The 25,317-nt window shown below is 57.3% G+C and carries 19 protein-coding genes; 5 read left to right on the top strand and 14 right to left on the bottom strand.

Translation table 11 applies throughout. The features are described from left to right. Window positions 1-2 precede the first annotated feature (2 nt). From ACLM45_RS12045 to rpsT, 9 genes are all read right to left on the bottom strand, one after another. Complete coding sequence (locus ACLM45_RS12045; RefSeq protein WP_006043262.1) at window positions 3-176, bottom strand: hypothetical protein; 174 nt, start codon at window positions 174-176, stop codon at window positions 3-5. Window positions 177-178: 2 nt separating this feature from the next. After that, a complete protein-coding gene (locus ACLM45_RS12040; RefSeq protein WP_415409511.1) occupies window positions 179-1,942 on the bottom strand; it encodes a sodium:solute symporter family protein in 1,764 nt (587 codons plus the stop codon). A 34-nt stretch (window positions 1,943-1,976) separates the two neighbouring features. Next, entirely contained in the window at window positions 1,977-3,029 is a 1,053-nt protein-coding gene (gene rlmN / locus ACLM45_RS12035; RefSeq protein ID WP_415409510.1) for a 23S rRNA (adenine(2503)-C(2))-methyltransferase RlmN, read from the bottom strand. Beyond that, window positions 3,026-3,178: a high light inducible protein gene (locus ACLM45_RS12030; protein WP_006043259.1), complete on the bottom strand. Its 153-nt coding sequence runs from the start codon at window positions 3,176-3,178 to the stop codon at window positions 3,026-3,028. The genes rlmN and ACLM45_RS12030 overlap by 4 nt, the downstream gene beginning before the upstream one ends. 68 nt (window positions 3,179-3,246) lie before the next feature. Next, window positions 3,247-7,347: a DNA-directed RNA polymerase subunit beta' gene (locus ACLM45_RS12025; RefSeq protein WP_415409509.1), complete on the bottom strand. Its 4,101-nt coding sequence runs from the start codon at window positions 7,345-7,347 to the stop codon at window positions 3,247-3,249. A gap of 51 nt (window positions 7,348-7,398) precedes the next feature. Continuing rightward, window positions 7,399-9,303, bottom strand: a complete 1,905-nt coding sequence (locus tag ACLM45_RS12020) for a DNA-directed RNA polymerase subunit gamma (protein WP_006043257.1) — start codon at window positions 9,301-9,303, stop codon at window positions 7,399-7,401. Window positions 9,304-9,351: 48 nt separating this feature from the next. Beyond that, window positions 9,352-12,645: a DNA-directed RNA polymerase subunit beta gene (rpoB, locus tag ACLM45_RS12015; protein WP_006043256.1), complete on the bottom strand. Its 3,294-nt coding sequence runs from the start codon at window positions 12,643-12,645 to the stop codon at window positions 9,352-9,354. A gap of 275 nt (window positions 12,646-12,920) precedes the next feature. Continuing rightward, window positions 12,921-13,706, bottom strand: a complete 786-nt coding sequence (locus ACLM45_RS12010; protein WP_415409507.1) for a TatD family hydrolase — start codon at window positions 13,704-13,706, stop codon at window positions 12,921-12,923. 59 nt (window positions 13,707-13,765) lie between these two features. Beyond that, window positions 13,766-14,074 (bottom strand): 30S ribosomal protein S20, encoded by a 309-nt coding sequence (gene rpsT, locus ACLM45_RS12005; protein WP_413330948.1) that lies wholly within the window; start codon window positions 14,072-14,074, stop codon window positions 13,766-13,768. Window positions 14,075-14,237: 163 nt separating this feature from the next. Between rpsT and hisD the strand changes: the two genes are divergently transcribed. Further along, a complete protein-coding gene (gene hisD, locus ACLM45_RS12000) occupies window positions 14,238-15,506 on the top strand; it encodes a histidinol dehydrogenase (protein ID WP_415411428.1) in 1,269 nt (422 codons plus the stop codon). A gap of 2 nt (window positions 15,507-15,508) precedes the next feature. Here the strand turns inward: hisD and rpiA are convergent, their stop codons facing one another. The 5 genes from rpiA to ACLM45_RS11975 form a co-directional block, all read right to left on the bottom strand. Continuing rightward, window positions 15,509-16,225, bottom strand: coding sequence for a ribose-5-phosphate isomerase RpiA (gene rpiA, locus ACLM45_RS11995; protein WP_415409505.1), 717 nt, complete (start codon window positions 16,223-16,225; stop codon window positions 15,509-15,511). A gap of 36 nt (window positions 16,226-16,261) precedes the next feature. Next, complete coding sequence (locus ACLM45_RS11990) at window positions 16,262-17,410, bottom strand: trypsin-like peptidase domain-containing protein (protein ID WP_415409503.1); 1,149 nt, start codon at window positions 17,408-17,410, stop codon at window positions 16,262-16,264. Window positions 17,411-17,446: 36 nt separating this feature from the next. Continuing rightward, on the bottom strand, window positions 17,447-20,746 hold the full coding sequence (locus tag ACLM45_RS11985; protein ID WP_415409501.1) for a glycosyl hydrolase family 18 protein: 3,300 nt from the start codon (window positions 20,744-20,746) through the stop codon (window positions 17,447-17,449). Between the two features lie 370 nt (window positions 20,747-21,116). Next, window positions 21,117-21,383, bottom strand: coding sequence for a hypothetical protein (locus ACLM45_RS11980; RefSeq protein ID WP_415409500.1), 267 nt, complete (start codon window positions 21,381-21,383; stop codon window positions 21,117-21,119). A gap of 401 nt (window positions 21,384-21,784) precedes the next feature. Continuing rightward, window positions 21,785-22,489 carry a LuxR C-terminal-related transcriptional regulator gene (locus ACLM45_RS11975; RefSeq protein WP_415409498.1) on the bottom strand — a complete coding sequence of 235 codons (705 nt, stop codon included), beginning with the start codon at window positions 22,487-22,489 and terminating at the stop codon, window positions 21,785-21,787. A gap of 128 nt (window positions 22,490-22,617) precedes the next feature. On the opposite strand from ACLM45_RS11975, the gene grrP (ACLM45_RS11970) reads away from it, so the two are divergent. The 4 genes from grrP (ACLM45_RS11970) to grrP (ACLM45_RS11955) all read left to right on the top strand — a co-directional run bounded on the left by grrP (ACLM45_RS11970) (window position 22,618) and on the right by grrP (ACLM45_RS11955) (window position 25,307). Beyond that, a complete protein-coding gene (gene grrP, locus ACLM45_RS11970) occupies window positions 22,618-23,523 on the top strand; it encodes an extracellular substrate binding-like orphan protein GrrP (RefSeq protein WP_415409497.1) in 906 nt (301 codons plus the stop codon). A 47-nt stretch (window positions 23,524-23,570) separates the two neighbouring features. After that, on the top strand, window positions 23,571-23,933 hold the full coding sequence (grrA, locus tag ACLM45_RS11965) for a GrrA/OscA1 family cyclophane-containing rSAM-modified RiPP (RefSeq protein WP_006043244.1): 363 nt from the start codon (window positions 23,571-23,573) through the stop codon (window positions 23,931-23,933). A 52-nt stretch (window positions 23,934-23,985) separates the two neighbouring features. Continuing rightward, the gene (locus ACLM45_RS11960) at window positions 23,986-24,255 is read left to right on the top strand and encodes a hypothetical protein (RefSeq protein WP_415409495.1); all 270 of its coding nucleotides are present in this window, start codon (window positions 23,986-23,988) and stop codon (window positions 24,253-24,255) included. A 113-nt stretch (window positions 24,256-24,368) separates the two neighbouring features. Further along, on the top strand, window positions 24,369-25,307 hold the full coding sequence (gene grrP / locus ACLM45_RS11955; RefSeq protein WP_006043242.1) for an extracellular substrate binding-like orphan protein GrrP: 939 nt from the start codon (window positions 24,369-24,371) through the stop codon (window positions 25,305-25,307). Window positions 25,308-25,317: the final 10 nt, after the last annotated feature.

The following is a 25,317-nucleotide window of genomic DNA, read 5'->3' as shown; positions in this document are numbered from 1 at the left end:
TCTCAGCTGATCGGTGCGGGAGCCAGCATGTCCCCGGGAAGCCAGATGCGTGCACTGACGGCCACCAGGGCCAGAGCGAAGAGCGCCACGATCAGGATGGGCAGCAAGGTGGAACGGAAGAACGCCACGACATCGAAGAATTCGACCCATTGTGACTGCCAGAGCGACTGAACCACGCTCAGACCAAGGTGGCGACACGCCCCAACCTGCGCAGCATGACCAGACTGACTGCGGCGACGACCAGTCCCGTCCAACCCAACACCTGCTGGTGCAGCAGAAACGCTCCAGAGCCCAGGAGAGCTCCGAAGAGGATGCCGGAACTGAACAGAAAACGGGCCATCAGCGTCGATAGCGATTCGACTGCTTGAACATCCAAACGACGACGCCACCGATTCCAGCCGGGTCCAGGCGGGCGAACCGTTTGCACGAAGCGTTCAAGCACTTCAGGGGATTCCGGTGGTGTCAGCAGCATCACCGTCAGCCAGACCAAAGCCGTCAGCCCGGTCGTGACCATCAAGCGCTGGCCGTAATCAGCAATCTGTAGAAGAGGAACGACGGAAGTCACCAAACCCACCACGAAGCCGCAGAGCATGGCGGCAAGTTCAGCGGCGGCATTGATCCGCCACCAGAACCAACGCAGCACCAAAACCACACCAGGCCCCGTGCCGATGGCGATCACCAACCGAAAAACAGTGCCGATGCTGTCGCTGATCAAAGCCGTGATCACGCCCAACACGAGCAAGATCACGCTCATCAGCTGACCCACCAGCAAGAGCTCCCGCTGGGAGGCATCCGGGCGTAGAAAACGTTGATACAGATCATGCGTCAGGTAACTGGCACCCCAGTTCACCGAAGTGCTCACCGTGCTCATGAAAGCTGCCACTAAGGACACCACAACGAGGCCGAGCACCACAGGCGGCAGAAATTGAACAGCCAGAGCCGGGTAGCTGAGCTCCCAATCCGCCTGATCAGGGAGGAGCACAACCGCCGCCAAGGCAACGAGTACCCAGAGCCAGCTACGCACGAGGTAGTTCACCACCAGAAACACCCAGCCGGCAAGGCGTGCCTCCTGCTCATTTCGGGTGGCCAGCATGCGTTGGATGAACTCACCACCGCCGTCACTCCTGCGGAAACTCCACCACTGCACGGTCAGATAGGCCAGGAAGGTGGACACGCTGATTCCTGCACCGCCGATCCAGTTGAACCCGCTGTCGTCCCAGCGCCAGGGAACGATGGAAAGTAATTCAGGCCGGCCTAAAGCATCCAGTTGCTCCAGGAGAGGCCCCATCCCACCTGCTGCGTGCACCGCAGCCCAGGCGACAGCCGCGGCACCGAGCAAAGCAAGGATCAACTGAATGAAATCCGTAATCACCACAGCCCAGAGTCCCCCGGCCACGGTGTAGGCCAGCACCAGCGCCGCCACGATGATCAAGAGAAGGAGCGTGTCGGAAAGACCACCGACAGCGGGAATGGGCTGGTCGGAAACGATGCCCAGAGCACCGACCACCTTGCGCATGGCAAGGAATGCGTAGCCGATGCCGATGCAGTTCACAGGAAGTGCCAGCAAAAAGGCCTTGATTCCCCGCAACCAAGCGGCCGCAGCACCTCCATAACGAAGTTCGGTGAAGGCCGCATCGGTGAGTACACCGCTGCGGCGCCAAAGGGGAGCAAACACCACCGCCATGGCCACATGCGCGAGTCCGAATCCCCACCACTCCCAGTTGGCCGCCAGTCCCCTCGTCCCGACGATGCCTGCCACATAGAGGGGTGTATCTATAGAAAAGGTGGTCGCGGCCATGGAAGCGCCGGCAAGCCAACCACTGAGCCGGCGACCGGCCACGAAATAATCATCTTCGCCGCGGTTCCTCCGTGCCAACCAGAGACCCAGAACCAGCGTGCTGGCCAGATAGGCGATCAGAATCCACCAATCGATGCGTGCCATGGGGACAGACGGGTAATCCGCTGAGTCTCCCTTACTACTGGCGTGAACGTCTCAGCTGTCCGCAGGCGGCATCCTGATCAAGCCCGCGACTGGCACGCAAACTCACGGCCACCCCACGGCCTTCCAGCACGCGCCGGAATCCTTCGATGCGATCCCGCGTAGGACGCTGAAATTCCTCTTCTTCGATCGGGTTGTAAGCGATCAGATTGACGTGACTCTGAAAGCCACCGACCCGATCAGCAAGTTCCTCAGCATGAGCTGCGTGGTCATTAAGACCGCCCAACAAGATGTATTCAAAGCTCACCCGTCTGCCGGTGATGGCCAGGTAGTGCCGGCAATCATCCAGAAGCGCGTCGTAGGGGTAGGCATGCGCCGTGGGAATCAGCTCTTCCCTGAGTGTCTGATTGGGAGCATGCAGGCTCACGGCCAAGGTGAACTGAGCGCGACCGAGTCGCTCCATGGCCAGTTCCGCCAGCTTTGGAAGCGTGCGAGGCACCCCCACCGTGCTCACCGTGATCCGGCGCTGACCGATTCCGAGATCATCGTTGAGACAGCGAATCGAATCCAGAACCGCCTCGATGTTCAACAGCGGTTCCCCCATGCCCATGAACACCACATGAGATGGTCTGCGCTGCATCACTTCACGCACACTCAGCACCTGTGCAACGATTTCGTGCGTGTAAAGCGAGCGTTGCAGTCCCCCTTTCCCGGTGGCGCAGAAGCGGCAGGCCATCGGGCATCCCACCTGGCTTGACACACAGACGGTTAGGCGCTGATCAGTGGGAATCCCAACCGTCTCCAGCGTTTCACCGTCGTCAGTTGCCAAAAGGAGTTTGGTCGTGGCATCGGCGGCCACCCTGCGGTCCTGCTCCTTCAAGCGTCCGATGCTCACCCCACTGTCCTGAAGGGACGCCCTCCAAGATTTCGGAAGCACCGTGATCTCCTGAAGATCTCTGGCTCCCTTGGCATAGAGCCAGTCGTGCAGCTGTCGGCCCCGGAAGGCGGATTGTCCCTGAGTGACAGCCCAGCGTTCAAGCTCGGAAGACCCGAGCCCGAGCAGCGTTTTGGACTGGGCAGTGCTGATCACCAGACCAACAGTCCATGGCCAATCTTGATCTCCACAGCCAAAAGTGCAATGAACCCGAGCATGGCCATGCGGCCATTCAGCCTTTCGGTATGGGTATGGAACCCATACCGGGGAAGGCGGCGTACGGGAATCGTGGTGGGTTCAATCATGAGCAGGGCTGACCTGGAGGGACAGTTTGGGGAGATTGGACTGACGATCGCGGTGAAAGGCGCAATCTTCATTCATCGCTGAGCAGCCCCTCTTCCTGCAGACCCTCCACCGCCTCAGCATCCACCACCTGCTCTTCCTTCAACTCGTTGTCGGCATCAGGCCGGGCGAAAGCAGCGAAGTTGCTGCCAGCATCGATGCCGTGGCGGCTACGGGTGGCCTCCAGGTCAGCATCACTGGGATCGTCAAGAACGGCCGTGGCATCGGCGGCTGGCGCCGCAGGCATGTCCACGGTGTAGTCAGGACGCAGATTCTGCATGCGGCGGTAGCCAGCAGGATCCTCCGCCAGGATGTCCGGGTGCGGGCCGGCCTCGGCCTTCAGTTCTTCTTCAAAACCACTGAACCCGGTGCCGGCAGGAATCAGGCGACCGATGATCACGTTCTCCTTCAGTCCACGCAGCCAATCGCTCTTGCCTTCAATGGCCGCTTCGGTGAGCACACGGGTGGTTTCCTGGAAGGATGCCGCGGAGATGAAGCTGTCGGTGTTCAGGGACGCCTTGGTGATCCCCAGCAGAACAGGAGTGAATTCGGCAGGAGCCCCGCCGGTGATCGACATCGCCTGATTGGTGTCCTCCACCTGACGGAGCTCGATCAGCTCACCGGGCAGCAGGGTCGTATCCCCTGCGTCCTCAACGCGAACCTTGCTGGTCATCTGACGAACGATCACTTCGATGTGTTTGTCGTCAATGGAGACGCCCTGGGACTTGTAGACGTTCTGAACTTCGGTCACCAGACGGTGCTGGAGCTTGGCGATGGCCTCCTGCGCCGCATCCATCAAGGGCTTGCGGCTGCGCAAATCCTCAAAGAAGCACTCCAGAAGCTCATGCGGGTTGATGGGTCCATCAGTGAGCAGCTCTCCAGCAGTCACCTGCTGACTGTCACTCACCATCACGTTGCGCCCAAGAAGGATCGGGTACTCGGAGATGGCATCGTCCGCCTCGATCACCGTCACCGTGGTGTTCTCATCATCTTCACCCTGCTTGATCTCAACGGTGCCTGGCTTCTTGCAGAGAATCGCTGATTCACGCGGACGGCGAGCTTCCAGCAGTTCCTCAATTCTCGGCAGGCCCTGAACGATGTCACCCGTCTTCTGGCGTTCGAACACCAGCAGAGCAAGTCCATCCCCGCGCTGCACCAGATCACCGTCGCGAACGTGCAACAAAGAATCCGGCGAGACCATGTAAGGCCGGCCCAGGCGCAGAGTGACGCTCTGGCTCTCGACTTTCTCAATTTCACCGCAGCATTCGGAGGGCTGACCTGCAGCGAGTTCTTCGCCATCCACGATCCGCTGACCGACAGTCACAACAGGCTGAGAGTTGGTGCTGATGGTGAGCGTGTCCTCCGGACGCTCCACAATCAATCGACGCACAGGCTCATCGGCCGTGGCCTCAGGCATCTGAGCAACACCCTCTTGCTTGCAGAGAATCTGCGTGGTGGCAATCACCTCACCGGCCTTGATCGACTGGCCATCTTCCACCTGCAACTCGGTGTGAGTGGATCCGTGGCTGGAGTCGGAAATGGTGTCACGTCGAACAAGAATGCTCTCCAGGATGACGAGTTGAAGACGTTCGATCGTCTTGGCGCGCTTGTCGGGGACCGCTTCCACATCCACGGTCATCTGAGGCGTGGTGTCGAATGTTTCCAGCATCAACTGCGTACGCAGCAGCTCAACACCCTCCACAGACTTAACCAGTTCGTTGTCCTTAAAGGCAAGACGCTGGCTGGCCTTCAGGCCGAGATGAGGTCCATTAGGTTGTTTGACGTGGCCCAGATCAGGCAGCTGAGCTTCGTTGGGAATCGTGTACTCCTCAACGGGTCGAAGCAGCAGACCGCTGCCTTCAGGTGTTTCCACCGTCTGCACATAAACCATCGTCTCGGTGCTGATCCCCTTGGCGATTGGCTCACCGGGGTTGACCATCACGCCATCACCTTGAAAACGCTCAAGCGCCTTCTTCTCGGTGCAGAGATGGAAACTGCCTCCGCGAACGATGATCTCGCGCAGGATGTCGTTCTTCTGGGTGACAGTGACAATGCCAGCTGTCTGACTGAAAATGTCCTTAACCACTTCAGTGCCGGCCTCGATCCACTGGCCGTCAGTGATCATCAGCAAGGAGATGTCCTTGTTGATCTCATGGGTTTCCTGAGGAATCCACAGCAGTGTTCCTCCCTTGTTCACCTCGTAGCCATTCTTGGCAGAGCGGGCTTTCTTGATGGCGAGTCCAGGAGCAAAACGCACCAGACCACCGGTCTGGGTACGGAACCGATCATCATTGAGTTCCGCAACCACCTCGCCGCTGCCGATCTTGCTCCCCGGGATGGTGTTGAGGCGATAACGGGTACCGTCCTTGGCCTCCAGATGCCAGATCTCTCCAGCATGGGTGGACTCACCCTGAAGTTTGAAATCCTTGAGGGTCATGGCCGTTGTGACGATCTGCACCTCACGGGAATCGCCTAGGGCTTCACGCAGGCGAATGGCGCCGCCGTACTCGCTGGCCTGACTCGCCTCAGCAAGCACCTGACCCTCCGTCACTGTCGCCCCAGCGGTCACCACCGGATGGGCATTCGGAGGCAGGTTGTACACATCACCGGCCAGCACCCACATTCGGCCGAGTCTCTGGGCCTTGTGGGTGATATTGCCCTGACGGTCGGTGACCTCACGGGGCTGAATGGAGGGGTCGTAGCTGACTTGACCAGCCAGGTCGCAGATCACGTCCTTGGTGGCCTTCTCCACACTTTTCTTCACCGCGCCAGCAGCGATCTGGGCAACGGTGACATCGGCGTCGATGCTTTGGCCGTTGTCGACGAAAAGCAGCGAACCGTTGGTGATCTCAATCTTCTGGGGCTTGCCCTTACCGGATGGCTGGATCGTGAGGTTGAAATCAACCTCTGCCTGTTGAGCATTAACGCCATGGGGGGTGCGGTAAGGACGAACGCGCGCCTTGGCGCCGAATTCCACCGTCCCCTCAAGCTTTGAGCGAACCACACCGGTCTCGGCGGTGGACACACCACCAGTGTGGAACGTCCGCATGGTGAGCTGGGTTCCAGGTTCACCAATCGACTGAGCAGCAATGATCCCAACCGCCTCACCGAGGTCCACCAGCTCGTTATGAGCCAGGGCCCATCCGTAGCACTTGCGGCAAACAGAACGGTTGGCCTCACAAGTGAGCGGTGAACGCACGCTCACTGCCTGAACGCCAGCTTTCTCAAAACGTTTGGAGAGAGGAGGATCGATTTCGGTGTTGCGCTCAGCCAGCACCTCCCCTTGAGAACCCACTACCTGATCGGCCGTGAGACGCCCCACCAGTCGATTGCCGTATTTGCCGTCTTCCGCCTTCACCAAGATGCAGCGGCTGGTCCCGCAGTCGTCCTCACGGACGATCACATCCTGCGCCACATCCACAAGACGACGGGTGAGGTAACCGGAGTCAGCGGTGCGCAGAGCCGTATCCACCAGACCCTTGCGGGCGCCGTAGGAGGAAATGACGTATTCCGTGACGGTGAGTCCTTCCCGGAAATTGGTACGGATCGGCAGGTCGATGATCTCCCCTTGGGGATTGGCCATCAGGCCACGCATGCCCACCAATTGGCGCACCTGGGACATGTTTCCCCTGGCGCCAGAGTTCGCCATCATCCACACCGAGTTGAGCGGATCGTTCTGGTTGAAGTTCTTCTTGACCGCATCAACAAGGCGTTCATTGGTCTCCGTCCAGGTATCGATCACCTTGGTGTGGCGCTCCACCTCTGTAATCACACCAAGGCGATAGGACTCCTCCGTGGCGGTGATCAGCTCCTCGGCCTGACCAAGCAAGTTTTGCTTTGCTTCAGGCACCTTGAGGTCGTTCACCGAAATGGAAACGGCAGCCTGAGTGGCGTAGCGGAACCCAAGGTCCTTGAGCTGGTCGGCCATAGCAGACGTGGCCGCAGTGCCATGGTGCTTGTAAGCCCAGGCCACCAGTTGCTTGAGGCCTTTCTTATCAACAACACGGTTGCGGAAGGGGGGTGGAGTCTTCGCCAGAGGGCGAGTCTTGGGAGCGGCGGCGGCGGCGGCAGCCTTGGCAGCCTTTGAGCCCTTGGAGGATGACTTACGGGACTTAGAAGGAGTGGAGGTCATGACAGCGCTGAGAAAGGAGGAATGAAAAGACGAGCGGATCGAACGTGAGCGTCAGGTGGCTGCCACCGCGTCGATGATCGTGTGATTCATCACGACGCGGCCCACAGTCGTGAGGATGTAACGACTGATTAGGGCTCCATCGTCATCAAAACGGTCCCTTCGGTAAGTCCACTGCTCCAATCGAGTGCCGTCTGAGAGCGTTTCAGTGCTTACGGGTTCCTCGCGCTCATCGTCATCTTCAACTTCACCGTTGAAGCGCACCCAGACCCAGTCATGCAGGCCAAGACGCTTGTCTTCAAAGGCGTGGATCACATCTTCAAGATCTGAGTAGGTGCGTGACCGATCGCCAAATTCAACCGGTTGGATGTCGGGCTGAAGGGCTGTGAGGTAGTAGGCGCCAAGAACCATGTCCTGGGATGGCGTAATGATCGGCTCACCAGTCGCTGGAGACAAGATGTTGTTGCTGGCCAGCATCAACATGCGTGCCTCGGTCTGGGCTTCGATGGCCAGGGGCACGTGCACGGCCATCTGATCTCCATCGAAATCAGCGTTAAAGGCCGGACAAACCAGAGGATGCAACTGGATGGCACGACCGTCCACCAGCTTGGGCTCGAAAGCCTGAATGCCCAAGCGGTGAAGTGTGGGCGCACGGTTGAGCATGATCGGGTGCCCGTCGATCACTTCCTGCAGCACCTGCATCACCTCATCATCGGCGCGCTGAATCAGCTTCTTGGCGGCTTTGATGTTGTTGACGATGTTCTGGCGAATCAAGCGATGGATCACGAACGGCTGGAAGAGCTCGATCGCCATCTCTTTGGGAAGACCGCACTGGTGCATCTTCAGCTTTGGACCGACCACAATCACGGAACGACCGGAGTAGTCGACTCGCTTGCCGAGGAGGTTCTGACGGAAACGTCCCTGCTTGCCCTCGATGATGTCGCTAAGTGACTTAAGGGGGCGATTGTTGGCACCAACCACAGTGCGGCCACGCCGGCCGTTGTCGATCAGTGCATCAACAGCCTCCTGCAACATCCGTTTCTCATTACGGACGATGATTTCAGGGGCCAGGATCTCCTGCAGACGTGCTAATCGGTTGTTGCGGTTGATGACCCTGCGGTAGAGATCATTCAGATCAGACGTTGCGAAACGACCACCATCGAGCTGCACCATGGGACGCAGATCGGGAGGAATCACCGGAATCACATCCAGCACCATCCATTCCGGACGGGCATTGGTCGCGATGAAGTTGTCAATCACGCGCAGGCGCTTGATCAACTTCGCCCGCTTCTGCCCCTTACTGCCAGCGATCTCCTCGCGCAGCTGCTCGGCTACCTCATCAAGGGTGAGATCTTCGAGAAGCTGCTTGAGAGCCTCGGCGCCGATACCCACAACAGGCTCATTTTCAATCTCTGAGTCTTCTGCGTAGATCTCATCCTCAATTTCCAGCCACTCATCTTCAGTGAGGAGCTGCTTGTACTTCAGATCCTTGTGATCGCCGGGATCCAGCACCACATAGCAGTTGAAATAAACAATCTGCTCAACGTCCCGCAGGGGCATGTCCAGAAGGATGGCCACGTAGCTGGGTATGCCTTTCAGATACCAAACGTGGGACACGGGAGCAGCGAGCTTGATGAAGCCCATGCGGTGGCGACGCACCCTGCTCTCTGTGACTTCCACACCACAACGCTCACAAACGATGCCGCGGTGGCGGACACGCTTGTATTTGCCGCAGTGACACTCCCAATCTTTAGAGGGCCCGAAGATTTTTTCGCAGAACAAGCCGTCCATCTCCGGCTTGAGCGTGCGGTAGTTGATGGTTTCGGGCTTGGTGACCTCACCCACCACCTGCCCGTTGGGCAAGGTGCGTTGCCCCCACTCCATGACCCGGTCAGGAGAGGCCAAAGTGATCTTGACGTAGTCGAAGTGGTTTTCGGTTCGGAGATTGCTGTTGGTCATTGACGATTAAGGGAGAAGGAGCGTTGTGTCAGATCGTTCGTCAATCCGTCAGTCTTCGTCGTAATCCGCGACGCCGAGGGATTCATACGTAGGACGGCTGGGTGTGCTGCGACGGGGATTCACGTCCTGCATGAGATCCACCTCCTTTCCTTCATCAGTGAACACGGCGATGTCCAGACCCAGAGACTGGAGTTCGCGCATCAACACCTTGAAGGATTCCGGTGTACCGGGCCTGGGGATCGGCTTGCCCTTGACGATGGCGTTCAGGGCCTCGTTTCGTCCCTGCATATCGTCGGACTTGACCGTGAGCAGTTCTTGCAAGGTGTAAGCGGCGCCATAGGCCTCTAGAGCCCAGACTTCCATCTCACCCAAACGCTGGCCGCCTTGCTGGGCCTTACCACCCAGGGGTTGCTGGGTCACCAGGGAGTATGGACCGGTGGAACGGGCGTGGATCTTGTCATCCACCAGGTGGACAAGCTTGAGGAAATGGGAGTACCCCACAGCCACAGGTTGATCGAACGGCTCGCCGCTGCGGCCATCGATCAATTGAAGCTTGCCGGGATCATCCGGGTTGTAAATCCATTCTTTGCCCGGCTGCTTGGCGGCCTCCTTTAGGAATGTTTCCACCGTTTGTTGAGACTTTTCAGCCCCGTACATTTCATCGAATGGAACAACTTTGACGCGGCAGTCCAGATTCGCTGCAGCCCAGCCCATCAGCAGCTCGAACACCTGACCGACATTCATACGGCTTGGCACACCGAGAGGGTTCAGAACGATGTCGACCGGGGTCCCGTCCGGGAGATAAGGCATGTCCTCCCGAGGAAGAATCCGGCTGATGATTCCCTTGTTGCCATGGCGACCGGCCATCTTGTCGCCCACCTGGATCTTGCGACGCTGCGCCACATACACCCTCACCACCATGTTGGCGCCGGGGGGCAGCTCATCACCCTGCTCTCGGGTGTAGATGCGAACGTCCACGACCCGTCCACGCTCAGTGCTGGGAACACGCAGGGAGTTGTCGCGAACGTCACGGGCTTTCTCACCAAAGATGGCTCTGAGAAGCTTCTCTTCAGGAGGCTGGTCGGACTCACCTTTGGGAGTGACTTTGCCGACCAAAATGTCGCCGCTCTCTACGAAGGCTCCGATGCGGATGATTCCCATCTCATCAAGGTTGCCAAGGCTTTCTTCAGCAACATTGGGAAGTTCCCTGGTGATCTCTTCAGGACCAAGCTTGGTCTGACGGGCTTCAATCTCGTACTTCTCGATATGCACTGAGGTGTACAGGTCGTCATTGACCAGACGCTCGCTGACAAGGATCGCGTCCTCGTAGTTGTACCCCTCCCATGGCATGTAGGCGATCAGAACATTCTGACCAAGTGCGATTTCGCCGCCTTCGCAAGCCGAGCCATCCGCGAGTACCTGCCCCACGATCACCGGGTCACCCTGGTGAACGATTGGACGCTGGTTGAGACAAGTGTCCTGGTTGGAGCGCTGGTACTTCTGGAGATAATGGGAGTGATCAACACCGTCTTCGTCTCGGACGACGATCGCGGTGGCATCCACAAAGGTCACAGTGCCATTGACCCGGGAGATCGGAACCATGCCGGAGTCCCGAGCTACCTGAGTTTCCAGACCCGTACCCACTAAGGGGCGTTCGGGGCGCAGGAGAGGAACCGCCTGACGCTGCATGTTGGACCCCATCAAGGCACGGTTGGCGTCATCGTGCTCCAGGAAGGGAATCAGCGAAGTCGCGACAGAGATCACCTGAACAGGTGAAAGCTGCACGTAATCCACCTGCTCAGGGGGAACTTTCTCGAAATCCTGGCGATAACGCACGGGGATGAGATCGGCAAGGATCGCGCCTTCACTGTCAGTTGCGACATCGCCTGGGGCCACACGACACTCATCTTCGAGGTCGGCAGACAGATAAATAGGATTCCCCTGCTTCAGGACATGTCCGTTCTCCACTTTCCAGAATGGGGTCTCAATGAAGCCGTATTCATTCACCCGGGCATGGGTCGCCAAGGAATTAATCAGGCCGGCATTGGGGCCTTCAGGAGTTTCGATCGGGCAGAGGCGGCCGTAGTGGGAAGGATGTATATCACGCACTGCAAAACCGGCTCTTTCCCTTGTGAGGCCTCCTGGACCGAGGGCGGAGATGCGGCGTTTGTGCGTGAGCTCGGCCAATGGATTTGTCTGATCCATGAACTGGCTGAGCTGGCTTGAGCCGAAGAATTCCTTGATGGCCGCAACAAGAGGCTTGGGATTCACCAGCTGTGCTGGTGTCAGTGAGTCGGTTTCACCAACGGTCATCCGTTCCTTGATGATCCGCTCGAGCCGATTCAAACCAACACGCACCTGATTCTGCAGAAGCTCACCGACAGAACGCACGCGACGATTGCCGAGATGATCAATGTCATCAAGGCTGGCGCCACCCACATCGAGCTCAAGGTTGATCAGATAGTCGAGCGTGGACAGCACGTCCTCATGGGTGAGGGTGCGAACCGAGTCCGGAATCGTGAGGCGAAGCTTCTTGTTGATTTTGTAGCGACCGACCCGGCCGAGGTCGTAGCGCTTGGGATCGAAGAAACGGGTCTGAAGCAGTTGCTGGCCACCACTCACTGAAGGGGGTTCGCCCGGACGCAGCTTCTTGTAAAGCTCCAACAGAGCTTGATCTTCAGAACTGATGCCTTCGTCGTTGGCCGCTTCAATCGACTTTTTGTAGTACTCCGGATGACGGAGCTTATCGATCACATCGTTGTCGGACAAACCCATGGCACGCATGAGCACATGGGCATTGATCTTCCGAGTCTTATCAACACGAACGTGCAGCAGATCGTTCTTGTCCGTTTCAAATTTCAGCCAGGCGCCACGGTTCGGAATCACGCTCGCGTTGTAGGTGCGGCGTCCGTTTTTATCCTGCTCATCTTTGAAATAGACACCGGGGCTGCGCACGATCTGATTCACGATCACGCGCTCTGCGCCATTGATGATGAACGTGCCGCGCTCGGTCATCAGCGGGAGCTCGCCGATGAAGACCTCCTGCTCCTTGATCTCACCGGTCTCCTTGTTAACCAGCCGGCAAGTCACATACATCTGCGAAGCGAAAGTGGCATCGCGTCGCTTGGCCTCCTCAACGTCGTGACGAGGACGCTTCAGCCGGTATTCACTACCTACAAAATGAAGCTCTAGCTTCCCCGTGTAATCGGTGATCGGAGAAAAACTCTCCAGCTCTTCGATCAGGCCCTTCTCCAGGAACCACTTGAAACTGGCCCGCTGTACCTCCACCAGATCGGGGAGATAGGTGGCGGTCTTGGCGACCTGAATCGCTCTGCTGCTCATGCGGAGACCTGCAGTATCAGAAGGTGGACGTAATAAGGGCCTAGAAGGAGGAGCTGTACGGACCGCACTGTTGCTTTCAACCAAAACAGCGGCAGTGGCACCCTGACGGGGAACAACGACCGCGACACTGGCTTCAGAACACTCGGGTCAGAACAGCTGACGTCGTCAATGCACCGATCGGTAATGGACGCTTCGGGAGCCAGAGAACAGTGAACTGCATCTGACCAGGCCAATAAAACATCTTACACTTTGGCGCGAAAAGAGCTTCTTGATGGTCAAGGCAGCTTGAACAGGGCTCGTGCGTTGGCTGTGCTGTCCATGGCGACTTGTTCGATCGATTGCTCCCTCAGCTCAGCGACACGGGTCGCTACCGCCGCAACAAAAGCTGGCTCGTTGCGCTTACCCCGACGAGGGACCGGGGCCAGAAAAGGACAGTCCGTTTCAACGAGGAAGCGGTCCCGGGGCACTTGCCTGGCGCAATCGTGGGTGGGGACAGCCTTCGGGAAGGTAACCGTGCCGCTGAAGCTGATGAAGAAGCCGAGCTCCAGGAACTGATGCATTTCCTCTGGAGTTCCACCCCAGCAGTGCATCACCCCAGCGGGGCAACATCCCTGGGCCCGACGGGCGCGCAGTTCTTCAAGCATGGGCTCAGCTGCATCGCGGCAATGCACGATCACAGGCAGGTTGAGCTCTACCGCCAAATCCAGCTGAGGTCGAAGAATGGCGAGTTGTTCAGACAGATTCTTGTCTCGAAACAGATCGAGACCTAGTTCACCGATGGCCACCACCCGATCATCAGTGCAGGCGGCTTCGCGCAGCACAGCCTGGGTGCCATCAGCCCAATGCTCAGTATCAAGCGGATGAACTCCCACGGAGTAACGCAACTCAGGGAACCGGTCCGCCAATGCACGGATTGCCGGAATCTCAGCGGGCTCAACGCATGCATGCAACAGTGACGCAACGCCTGCGTTACGCCATCGTTCCGCAACTGCGTCGAGATCCTCATCGAAATTCCTGAAGACAATGTGACAGTGACTGTCGATCAGGGTGGGTGTGGGCATCGGGTCCTGAAACGCGCCTTCAGAACCCATTCTGCCGAAAGTCTGAATCTTTCTGGAAGTCAACCAGCGCTTGCTGGAGCCGGGTCAATCGCCTTCTTCACCGCCATGCTTAAACGGGCTTTCTGATGGGCCCCTGCATTGCGATGGAGAACACCGCGCTTCACGGCCTTGTCAATCTTGCTGAACGCTGCACTCATACTGGATTGAACCGTGGACTTCGCCTCATCCCCGGGAGTGGCGCTGTAGGTCTCACAAGCGCTGAAGCAGCGCTTCATCAGCGTGCGCATCGACGACTTGTAGGCCTTGTTCTGAAGGCGGTTGCGCTCAGCGATCTCGACGCGCTTCTTTGAGGACTTGTTATTGGCCACAGAGCCTTTGATCTGATCGACAATCCATAACCATAACGCAGCGCATCCTTTCTCATCCGTCGTTCCGCTTTGGAACTAACGTGACCCAATGAATGACCAGCCGGTGGCCGCCACAGCGCCCCCTCCTCAAAGCATTGATGCCTCTGTGATTAATCGCATTGACATGACGGGCGATGTGGAGCTGCAACTCGATCGCATCGCGACCCGTACAGCCGGCCAATCCCAGCGAGAAGCGGCAAAAAGCGTCGAATCCATCCTTGACCAGGTGCGCATGGATGGCGATCAGGCCCTGATGGCGCTCACGCAGCAGTTCGATGGATTTGCCCCTGATCCACTCCAAGTCCCTGGCTCAGAGCTGCAGAGCGCCTGGGACGAAACGCCTGCCAATCTCAGGGACGCTCTGGAACTCGCCCATCGACGGATCCAGGATTTCCACCAGCGGCAGAAACCTCTGGACCTCGATGTCAAAGGAGTGCATGGTGAGCGTCTTGGGAGACGCTGGCGTCCTGTTCAAGCCGCGGGCCTTTATGTCCCAGGAGGGCGTGCCTCTTACCCAAGCACAGTGCTCATGAACGCTGTACCGGCACGCGCGGCAGGGGTGGAGAGGCTTGTGATGGTCACCCCCGGTGGCACCGACGGAACGGTGAACCGCACCGTTCTGGCAGCCGCCCACCTAGCGGGTATCCGCGAGGTGTATCGAATCGGAGGGGCTCAGGCGATAGCGGCCCTGGCGTTCGGCACCGAAACCATCCCGAAGGTCGACGTGATCAGCGGGCCTGGCAATCTTTACGTGACTCTGGCCAAGAAGTTCGTCTACGGGCAGGTGGGAATTGACTCACTCGCTGGCCCCAGCGAAGTGCTGGTGATTGCCGATGCGTCGGCAGACGTGAAACAGGTTGCAGCTGATCTCTTGGCCCAAGCAGAACATGATCCGTTGGCGGCTGCGATCCTGCTCACCACCGCGAGCGCTCTGGCAGAGGCGCTTCCTGCTGAATTGGAGCAACAACTTCAAAAGCACCCACGGGAAGCCATTTGCCGGCAATCCTTGCAGCAGTGGGGACTCGTCGTGGTCTGCGACAACCTCGAAACCTGCGCGTCGCTGAGTGACCGGTTTGCCCCCGAGCACCTCGAGCTCTTAGTCGAACGGCCTCGCATGCTGGCGGACCGAATCCAACAGGCTGGTGCGATTTTCATCGGTTCCTGGAGTCCGGAGGCTGTGGGGGACTACCTCGCTGGCCCGAATCACACGCTGCCCACCTGTAGCGCAGCGCGTTACAGCGGTGCTCTCAGCGTGGAAACCTTTATGCGTCACACCTCACTGATTGAATTCAGCCGTGAAGCCCTCGAAGCCACCGGTGGTGCTGTTATGGAATTGGCCGGCAGTGAAGGACTTCACAGCCATGCCAATTCGGTGAAGATTCGTCTTAGCTGAAATCAGCGGGCCCTCTCAAGGCTGCGTGCGCTGGCAACACCATCATCAACCTGTCCAACGAAGACCTCGTCAGCAAGGTTGACGAACAGACCGTTCTCAAGGACGCCGGGGATGTTGTTGATCTCCTTTTCAAGAGAAGCGGGATCAGCGATGCCACCCTCAAATCGCACATCAAGAACCAGGTTGCCCTGATCGGTCACCACAGGACCGGCCTTGCGGGTGGCCATGCGCAGTTCGGCTTCGCCACCCATGGCATTCAGTTGCTGGCGAATCTGCACCCAGGCACCGGGCAGGACCTCGACGGGAAGCAAAAACCCAAGATTCAAACGCTCCACGAGCTTGGTGGAATCGACCACCACGATGAAACGGTCAGCTCGAGCAGCGACAAGTTTCTCCTGCACATGGCAAGCACCACCACCCTTAATGAGTTGGAACGAAGGGTCGACCTCATCAGCACCGTCGATCGCCAGATCGATTCGGTCCACCGCATTGAGGCTGCGGAGAGGGATCCCTAGTTCAGCTGCAAGAACTTCACCCTGGAAAGACGTTGTGACTCCCACGATGTCGTTCAGTTGACCTGCTGCAAGGCGTTCACCCAATCCCTTGATCATGAGGGCCGCTGTTGAGCCGGACCCAAGCCCGACCACCATGCCGTCTTGGAATTGCTCCACTGCAGCATCAGCGACGGCCTGCTTCATCTGATTCTGAAGTTCCGACATGGTCCGCTAGTAATCGGCGCGACCGTAGCAAGAGTTTCAGCTCATTCCCGGCAAGGGCTCCGGTTTGACTGAAAGTTGCAGATCCTGTTCCCCGCGAATGATGGATAGGGCGAGGGGCTTGTTGATCTCAGCATCATCCACCTGCTGCAACAAATCCTGGGGATCGGCGATGGGGACATCGCCGGCCTGGATCACAAGGTCTCCTCTACGAAGTCCCGCCCTCTGGGCCGGACTGTTCGGGAGGACGGACTGCACTAGGGCTCCCGCTCGTTCCGGGAGCTCAACCAAGGCATTGGGATCCTCGTTGTGCTCCCGAGCGATGCGAGCGGTGAGCGCAATCAGCTGAACGCCGAGATAAGGATGCACAACTTCACCGGAAGCCTGAAGCTGCTCGGCTACACGACGGGCAAGATTGATGGGAATCGCGAACCCAAGTCCAGCCCCAGGTCCAGAGCGAACCAACGTATTGATCCCGATCACGCGGCCTTCCGCATTCACCAGAGGACCACCAGAGTTTCCTGGGTTGATCGCAGCATCGGTCTGGATCAGATCAAGACGCTTGTCGGAAAACCCAAGGCTGCTGATATTGCGGTGCAAGCTGCTCACGATCCCGAGCGTGACTGTCCGTTCCAGGCCGTAAGGGGTGCCGAGGGCGATGGCCCAGTCACCAACCTCGAGAGCCTCAGAATCGCCCAGCTGAGCAGAAGGCGGAAGAGAGGTGCCACGCAATCGAACCAGAGCAAGGTCGGTGACCGGATCACGACCGATCACCTCACCATCGCGTTGATCGCCATTGGCCAGGGTCACGTTCACGTCCTCCACCTGCTCGACAACATGGGCGTTGGTGAGAACGAGCCCCTGACGGTCGATCACCACCCCTGACCCCTGACCGCGTTGGCGCTCTGGGCCGTAACCGAAGCCAGGCTCACCGAGAAGATCACGCAGCAGTGGGTCGATCAGGTTGGGGTCAAAAGGCTGACGTTCCACCACACGCTCGGTGTCGATCCGAACGACGGCCGGGGCCACATCACGGACCGCATCGGCGACAAAGCTATGGCTACCCGGCAACGCAGCTGAAGCTGCTATCACCTGCATCGGCTGCAACAGGCTCAAAAGCATGGCGGCGAGAACTGCTTGAACCTTCAAGAGCCTGAGAATCAATGACCGACCAGAACCCACAGACATTGAGTGAAACGTCTTAACTCACGCTAGGGCCGTCCTTCAGGCAAGGAGGGTGAAGTCGTCGAGACCGAACTGCCCATCACCACCGAGGACGTAGTCAAATTGCAGACTGCGGGCCATCACCTCATCCGGGGTGGCACCACCCCACAGGAGGTCGGAGGCAGCGCTGATCAGGCTCTGATCGCCATTGCTGTCGTTGGACAGTGCCCAGAACATCATCCCGCCAAGACCAAGAGCATCCACGTAGGCCGCTTTGCCAGCAATCGTGGCAGCAGTTTCGATGGAACTCCAAACGCGCGTGTTTGCGTTGTAAACGAATGCCGCTTTGGAATCGTCATCCCAAACCAAGGTGAACGAGCCATCAGCAACCCCGGTAATCAGATCCTTCTGGTCGTAATTCCCTGGCTCGAAAGATCCTGGAGCCTGCCTGGAATCACCTGGATTCCCGAGACCAAGGGTCCCACCGGCATCGACATTGCCCCAGGCTCGCGTGTAAGCGGGAGCACCCAAAACAACCTTGCTTAAATCGATGCCATTGTCCTGGAATTGTTGGATCGCTGTGACAACGTCATATCCACCGGGATCATTCGCCATCGCTGCCTGATGACCGGTGACCGATTCCCAGCCACCATGAAAGTCGTAAGTCATAACATTATAGAAATCAACGTAGGGATCGATTCTTGTGAGATTGAGATTGGCGAGTTTGTCATAGCCACCGGCCGTGGCCACGGAGATCTCATACTCCTCCCCTGTAGAAGTTTCCAGGGCATCGAGTTTGGTGCGCAACAGCTCAAGAGTGAGCGCAAAGTTAACCCCGTCTTCAGGACTAACAGCATTCCCGGTCTCGCCGCCACCACCGGGATATTCCCAGTCAAAATCCACTGTGTTAAAGAAATCAAAGCGTTGAAGTGTGTCGACAATGCTGCTGGTGAATGCCTCCCGATCCGCCGCTGAATCAACGGCCAGACTGAACTCATCCGAGAGTGTCCAGCCTCCAAGAGCGAGACCGAGATTGATCTCGGGATTGAGTTGTTTCAGCAGATCGAACTGACGCAGATTGCCCACGTAATCCACTGGCGTATTCCAATCCATTGGCACACCTGTCACCGTGACGGACCCATCACCGTTGGTATTGGCCTTGAACTCTCCACCTTGCGAATAAACATTACGCTGGTTGCTACTTAGCTCCTTCCACTCAGCTGCAGAGAATGTTCGAGTCACCTGATCAGAAACACTGAAGCGTTTGTCCGTCGCGGCCCAGGAATCAAACAACTGCACATCACCATTGGCTTTCACATCAAAGAAGCTGTAGTTGACATGGGTAAGTTCTCCTACGTTGATATCACTCACCAGAAAATCACGCTGGTAAATCCCCCATTCCTCGAAATAAGCCACCACTCTCTTACCGGGATCGGCAATCACCTCCGCAGAGCCCTCTCCAGGTTCTGGCTCTTCCACCAGGGATGAATCTGCAGGCTCAGTCGGGGGCTTCGAGTCTGGGTCGTCCTGTGGGCTGCTTGGCGTGGAACTGGCTTTGATAAGAACAATGTCATCACTGTTGATCAAGGGATTGCCCTTGAATTTGGCAATCACAGCATCGTCGCTGCCGAGTCCTTTCCTTGAGCCATTTTCGTTATAGACAAGTTTGCCTATGTAGGCTTGATAAATGATGCTTGCATCTGACTGCTTGAGTTGTTGGTATTCCGTTTTGTTGTTGGCGATGGCCAGATCAATTGTGTCAATACCAGGAAATGTTTCGACGTCAATGCCGATCTTGTCTTCGTCTAGACGATTGAAATCGGTGACGACATCAATGGGACCTCCAGTTCTGATGAATGCAAAGAGGTCGGCACCGCCACGCCCGGTCATGATGTCTTTTTGGGCTGTGCTGATCAGGGCATCCGGTTGCGCTGTTCCAATGAAGCGGTACTGGCCTGTCTTTTTTTCTTTCGGTTGAATAATGTTGAGGTCGCTGAATCGATCGCCCTGAGGCGTTGGCGGCAGTGTTGTCTCTGAAGGGGCGACCGGAGTGTTGGTCTCAGCAGCCCCATCGCCAGAACCAGCGTTGTCATCCCCATCATCAACGAAAGCATCCTCAGGGCTGGGAGGTTCGAACGGCGGAGTGGTGTCTTGATCTGGTCCTTCCTCAACAAGGCCTTGCCCAGCAAGAAAGAACAGAGCACTGCTGAGCTCACCACTGTTGTCCAAGCCCACACTCTCGGCGTTGAAACTCACAGCAATGCTCTGGCCTGCGCCGATGGTGCTGTTCCAGGCCGCAGGGGTCAGGGTGACCCGATTGCCGCCACCCTCAAGGGCCTCAACCACTGCATCACCGGCCCAGCTCTGGAAATCCCTGTGGGGCGTTTCGAAACTCACGGACCAGTTTTCAATCGCACGATCCGACATGTTGGTGATCGTGAGCGTTCCACTCATCCCGCCCCAATAAAGAGTTCCGCTCGCTTGCAGATGAAAGGTGCCCGCGGCATAACCATGGTTATGGTGATGACCGCCGGAGTGGTCCTGATCCCCATGACCAGAGTGGTCAGCAGGGTCAGCGCTGGCGAGCTGAGCGCCGATGGAATAAACGGGATTCCCAAGCTCAACCTGAAAACCATCCGTGCTGGCACCAGTGGGTGCGGCCGGAGTGAGCAAGACGGTGCGATCAACAAGCGCGACATCGTTCTGATCGAACCCCAGAACCGCTTCCAAATTGTCCTCTCGAACCTGATCAAAATGAAACTCGACATTGTCAGCCCGCAGCTGCGTTGATTGCACGCCTTCAATCAACACACTTTGACCACTGGTCTCCACAGAAATCAGTAGTCCCTGATCAGTATCAACAGCCGAAACACGCTCCCGTGTTCCAAGGTAGATGAAACTGATCTTGTCATTTTCAGGATCAAAGTTACTGACAACTTCTTGCACTCCATACTCATGGGAGCGGATATAAACTGTTTCGCTCACAGCAGCACCAGGCTCCGTGAAATCGATGCGTCCCTCTGCATCAGCAGCGATCGCATCACTGCGAGGCCCCACACCGAGCTCCCAGGAAATCACGCCTCCCGCATCAGCCCTGAGATGCTCGTTACCGACTGGAGCAAAATTCTCAATAGCCAACTGATCCCAGCGCACAGGATCACCATTCAGATCAGTGATGCGCTGATAAGAATCCTGCTGCCATGGATTCACAATGACAGCCGATCCATCAACCAGCTTGCCGAGAATCATGCCGTGAACAGAGATATCACCAAAGTCCAGTCGATCACGCAGGGGATCAAACCCTGCCACCACACCTGACGTGCCAACAACACGATCAACACCACCACCGATGAAAGCCACAAAAAGAACTCAGAACTTCTAAAATTCTGGACTTTGTCTGCCTTTCAATGAAACCCTTCAATTGGAGGGTTATCGGTAAGATCCAGTCAAATTCATTGATATATCAGTCACAATTCAGATTCGTTGCAGATCTTCGTACTTGCAAGCATTTCAACATCTCAATCCACACATGAGTACAGCATGGCGCAATGGATTGCAACCCTCGAATGACATTCACAGGCAAAGCCCCTACCCCCGCAGGGGAAAGGGTGATTCGCATCGCGAGGAGCCCTAGAAGGGTCTTCCTCAAACAGCTATACCAGAATCGCGCCCAAGCATCCCGTGCATAGGAAAATCCAACAGCCCCGTCGGCTCGCCTTCGCCGTTGATATCAAGAACGCAGAGAGCTTTCAATCCTGCGCGAATCGCTTTGTCCGCGCCAAGATGGAACATGGACATTGAAACCAACGGACCCTGCCTGTTTCACAGCCAGGACATTCCAGCGAAGCGACATATTTTCAGATCGGACCTGGCCGGAGTGGATATCCAAACCAATGGACACTCCATCACTGGAGGTGAAGAAAGCATCCTCACCATGAATGAGCTCTGGACAATCGCCACGCCTAAAGTTTGACAAAACCATCAAATCATCCGTCATGCCATCGGATGACATAGAGGCCAACTTCATCGAAGCCTGTGCAGGCGCACAGAATTGACTTCTCTTCAAAAGGCCACTGTGAGGCAGCCCTACAACCTGCACATTGAAGCTGATTAAAATCTCGCAATTAGCGGGGACAGTGTCATTGCACGAGGCAGGAGTAAAGGTCACACAATTGAGACCATTCCCTGCATCTTCAACTATGACACCACCGGCCCAACTCTGAAACTGATCATGGGGCGTTGGGATCCATACCCATCATCAGTGAGACTCGGCGAGAGAAATCATGAGGACTAAAGGCTGATACTCGATTTTGCCACTTGCTTCACGAGTCACAGCTCACAAAAATCTCGCAACGAATAACCGAGACATACGTCAGTTTTAAAGCCGGTCCAACCTGGTCAATCCACCCAGTGACGACGCATTGCCTCAACCGCAGCAGCGGTTCGATCCTTCACATTCAACTTGCGCATGATCGATTGCACATGCCCTCTCGCTGTGGTCTCGGCAATTGTGAGTGCCTCACCGATCTCCCGATTGGTCAAACCATTGCAAAGTTGCTGAAGCACCATTCGCTCTCTGTCGGAGAGAGCATGGGCTTGTCCCGAATTCCTCGACTGCAGGGCTGGAAAAATGGAAGGATCCACAAACCGCACGCCCTCAAGGATCGACTCCACCGCATTAACGATGGTCATCAGATCAAGGCTTCCGCGGGTGAGAATCACATTGGATGGACCTGCAATTGCCTGTTTAATTGAGAGTGGATTCGTCTGCTCCAGGGTGAACACGGTGTCGATGGGTGACTGATGAACAGAGCGCTGCTTGAGCTCGGTGATGAGGTCGAACCCTCTGCCCTCATCCAGACGCTCACTCACGAAAGCCAACAAAGGTCCGCGGACTTCATCGAGACATGCCAACGCTTCTCGCTGCGTCGTGGCAATTCCGACCAGCCGACTGGGGTGTTCGTCGTGATGCAGAGCAAAACAACTGGCCAGAGCCAGGGCATAGGGGCGATTGTCAGTGGCCACCAAAATCTGATGGTGCCGAGCCAGACCCTGAAGGTGCTGACTGAGCGTGCGGAAGGACTCGTCGATGGTGATCAACATGCACTCTCTACCCTTCTCGTCACGTCATCAGCATGGGTGCTCCTTACATGCCAGCGCTAGAGGGCATGGCCAATTGAACCGGATTTCCCTACCAATGAGAGGGACATCCCACCAGCAACGTGTGCCCCATGCCTTTCCATCGTGTCCTGAGGCCCGCACTGGTCTGTGCGCTTGGCTTTATGGCCTTTGGTTGCCAAGCCAAGCTTCCTTCAACTGACACTGGAACAAACCGCCGGACTGCAGGGCAACTCCGGGCCGTCGTTGTAGGAGAAGAGCTTCCTTTAACGACGAAAACAGACGCGGGCTACGACGGCTTGAGCTTTGTGTTCCTCGAAGCAATCCGCGATCAGCTCATCCACACCGATGGCAAGAAGATTGCCATTCAGACGGTTCCAGTAACAAACGTGCGCGAAGCACTGTCGCTATTGGAACAAGGCAAGGCAGACCTTGCCTGTGGCATGGATTTCAGCTGGGAACGACAGACCCGGGTCGATTACACACTGCCTTTTGCCACAACTGGAATCCGACTCTTGGCGCCTAAAGGGAATGACGGCACCCCGAACAGCCTGAAGGGCAAGACCATCGGCGTGGTGCAGGACAGCGTGGCCGCCTCGGTGCTGGCGAACAACCTTGAAGCAGCGACGTTCCAGTTCTTCCCCTCTCCCGCAGCAGCACTGGAAGCCCTCAAGGACGGGACAATCAGCATCCTTGGCGGAGACAGCCTCTGGCTTCGAGCCAGCCGTAAAGCAGCTGCACCCAAGGACAATCTGGTGCCTGATCAGCCCTACGCCCGGACAGCCGTGGCTTGCGTGGTACCTGAAGGCCACGAATCCCTTTTGGACGCCAGCAACATTGCCATCGGCCGGGTGTTGCAGGACTACGTGGACGGGGATCAAGCCGTTCGCAAGGAGATCAACAGCTGGATCGGCAGTGGGAGTGATGTGGGCTTAAACGATGACGATATTGCTCACTACTACAGCGTTGTGTTGGCAACGGTGACGGGATTCCGGAAGGACACGGATCGCACCGACTGAAACACCGCTCACGCATAGCTGCTATGACCCCACACCTCCAAATCACCATGACCTTTAAAAACCCATTGCTCAGCCTGCTCACCTTGATGGCCGCCTGCAGCACACTCCAACAGGGCGCCTCTGCCAGCGTTTTCGTCGGACCGGATCCGAGTCTGGCTCTCGAGCAGCGCGTGAATGCTCTCAATCTTGAACAGCTCCAAAATCAGCACAAGGAACTCCTTGCACGCCACTGGAGAAACGGTGGTGGCTGGGGCAACGGCGGCGGACGGCGATGGCGCAATGGCGGCTGGGGCAATGGTGGGTTCCGCAATGGAGGGTGGCGGAACGGTGGGTTCCGCAATGGCGGCTGGGGCAATGGCGGCGGGATCGGCTGGGGCAATGGTGGCCCCGGGGTCGTCATCCGCTGGTGAGGCAGCTGTCGAGGAGAGGCCTCTAACCTTCTCGGACTGATGAACTCTTTCCATGACGAGCACTGAACCGGGATTTCAACGCTGCGCGCTCTGCCAAGTCGAGATCCAAGTAGAAGGCTCCACCTCTGACCGAGTGATCTTCAGCAGAGGAACTCCCGGCACTCGCAGCAAACTCTGGGCGAGGGTTTGCCAGTACCTCAAAAGCGACGAGCAGAAGCAGCAGTGCATCAACCAGGATCCAGCCCTGCGTGGGACACCCCAGCCAGGTGATGGATTCGAGGAAATCAGCGCCATTCAGCTCGGCGATGGTGGCGCGGCTTGATGGCGTGATCAAGTCCTGCACCGATCCGAATCAGGCATCATTTGTCCAGATGTAGTGGACGCTTCTGCCGCGCGTGTCTAGACGTAAACGAGATACGTCCTGACTGCGTCGTCATGCGTCTGATCAAGAGAGCCGCCACCGGCCTGCTCGCCTTCTCCACATTGGCTCTGGTTGCTTGCCAGAACAAAGAAGCAAGCAAAACGACTGGCTCACAATCCTCCGCATCAGCTCCAGAGCAATCGACCAGCAACGTTTTTGACTCAGGCAAGCTTCGTGCAGTTGTCATTGGCAATGCCCTGCCGATGGTTAAGAAGGATGGTGACAACTACGACGGCCTGTCCTTCGTGGTTCTCGAGGCCATCCGGGATCAACTCAATGTGTCCGCTCTGAAAAAAGACAAGGAGATCGACATCGAACCGGTTGCCGTTGGATCGGCGCAGGAAGGACTCAACAAAATCCGTTCCGGAGCGGCTGATATCGCCTGTGGCGTAGCGTTCAGCTGGAAACGCCAACGCACCCTCACCTACACCCTTCCCTTCGCCATGGGTGGGGTAAGGGTGTTGGCCCCTAAAGGCAACGATGGAACCCCCGACAGCCTGAATGGGCAGACGGTTGGTGTGGTGAAAGACAGCGTGGCTGCCAATGTTCTGGCCTCATCGGTGGATGACGCCTCCTTCCAGTTCTTCGACACCCCCGACGAAGCGCTTGCCGCGCTCAAGGATGGAACAGTGAAGGTTCTCGGCGGCGACAGTCTCTGGCTGAAGGCCAACCAAGCTGCAACCGCGCCCGAAGCAGCCCTGGTCCCCGCACTGCCCTATGCACGCTCCGGCATCGGCTGCGTGGTGGCTGGAACCACACCCAAGCTTTTGAACATGAGCAACCTGGCCATCGGACGTCTGCTCTCGGCCTATGTCAACGACAACGACGAAGTCCGCACTGAGATCAACCGCTGGATCGGAACCGGCAGCACCTTGGGCCTCAGTGATGACCAGATCGGCAGCTTCTTCACGATCGTGTTGTCCACTGCAGCCGAATTCAACAAGCAGTCCTGACCCTGACCCG

Source organism: Synechococcus sp. A10-1-5-9 (assembly GCF_047716785.1).
Taxonomy (GTDB): Bacteria; Cyanobacteriota; Cyanobacteriia; order PCC-6307; family Cyanobiaceae; genus Synechococcus_C.
Note: the sequence above shows the minus strand (reverse complement) of the source record. Positions and strands in the feature narration are given on the sequence as shown.

What these genes read in the sequence shown, in the direction of transcription:
- ACLM45_RS12040 (WP_415409511.1), bottom strand. Translation starts at nt 1,942, where the DNA reads ATGGCACGCATCGATTGGTGGATTCTGATCGCCTATCTGGCCAGCACG.
- ACLM45_RS12030 (WP_006043259.1), bottom strand. Translation starts at nt 3,178, where the DNA reads ATGATTGAACCCACCACGATTCCCGTACGCCGCCTTCCCCGGTATGGG.
- ACLM45_RS12025 (WP_415409509.1), bottom strand. Translation starts at nt 7,347, where the DNA reads ATGACCTCCACTCCTTCTAAGTCCCGTAAGTCATCCTCCAAGGGCTCA.
- ACLM45_RS12020 (WP_006043257.1), bottom strand. Translation starts at nt 9,303, where the DNA reads ATGACCAACAGCAATCTCCGAACCGAAAACCACTTCGACTACGTCAAG.
- rpoB (WP_006043256.1), bottom strand. Translation starts at nt 12,645, where the DNA reads ATGAGCAGCAGAGCGATTCAGGTCGCCAAGACCGCCACCTATCTCCCC.
- ACLM45_RS12010 (WP_415409507.1), bottom strand. Translation starts at nt 13,706, where the DNA reads ATGCCCACACCCACCCTGATCGACAGTCACTGTCACATTGTCTTCAGG.
- hisD (WP_415411428.1), top strand. Translation starts at nt 14,238, where the DNA reads ATGACGGGCGATGTGGAGCTGCAACTCGATCGCATCGCGACCCGTACA.
- rpiA (WP_415409505.1), bottom strand. Translation starts at nt 16,225, where the DNA reads ATGTCGGAACTTCAGAATCAGATGAAGCAGGCCGTCGCTGATGCTGCA.
- ACLM45_RS11990 (WP_415409503.1), bottom strand. Translation starts at nt 17,410, where the DNA reads ATGTCTGTGGGTTCTGGTCGGTCATTGATTCTCAGGCTCTTGAAGGTT.
- ACLM45_RS11980 (WP_415409500.1), bottom strand. Translation starts at nt 21,383, where the DNA reads ATGACGGATGATTTGATGGTTTTGTCAAACTTTAGGCGTGGCGATTGT.
- ACLM45_RS11975 (WP_415409498.1), bottom strand. Translation starts at nt 22,489, where the DNA reads ATGTTGATCACCATCGACGAGTCCTTCCGCACGCTCAGTCAGCACCTT.
- grrP (WP_415409497.1), top strand. Translation starts at nt 22,618, where the DNA reads ATGCCTTTCCATCGTGTCCTGAGGCCCGCACTGGTCTGTGCGCTTGGC.
- grrA (WP_006043244.1), top strand. Translation starts at nt 23,571, where the DNA reads ATGACCTTTAAAAACCCATTGCTCAGCCTGCTCACCTTGATGGCCGCC.
- ACLM45_RS11960 (WP_415409495.1), top strand. Translation starts at nt 23,986, where the DNA reads ATGACGAGCACTGAACCGGGATTTCAACGCTGCGCGCTCTGCCAAGTC.
- grrP (WP_006043242.1), top strand. Translation starts at nt 24,369, where the DNA reads ATGCGTCTGATCAAGAGAGCCGCCACCGGCCTGCTCGCCTTCTCCACA.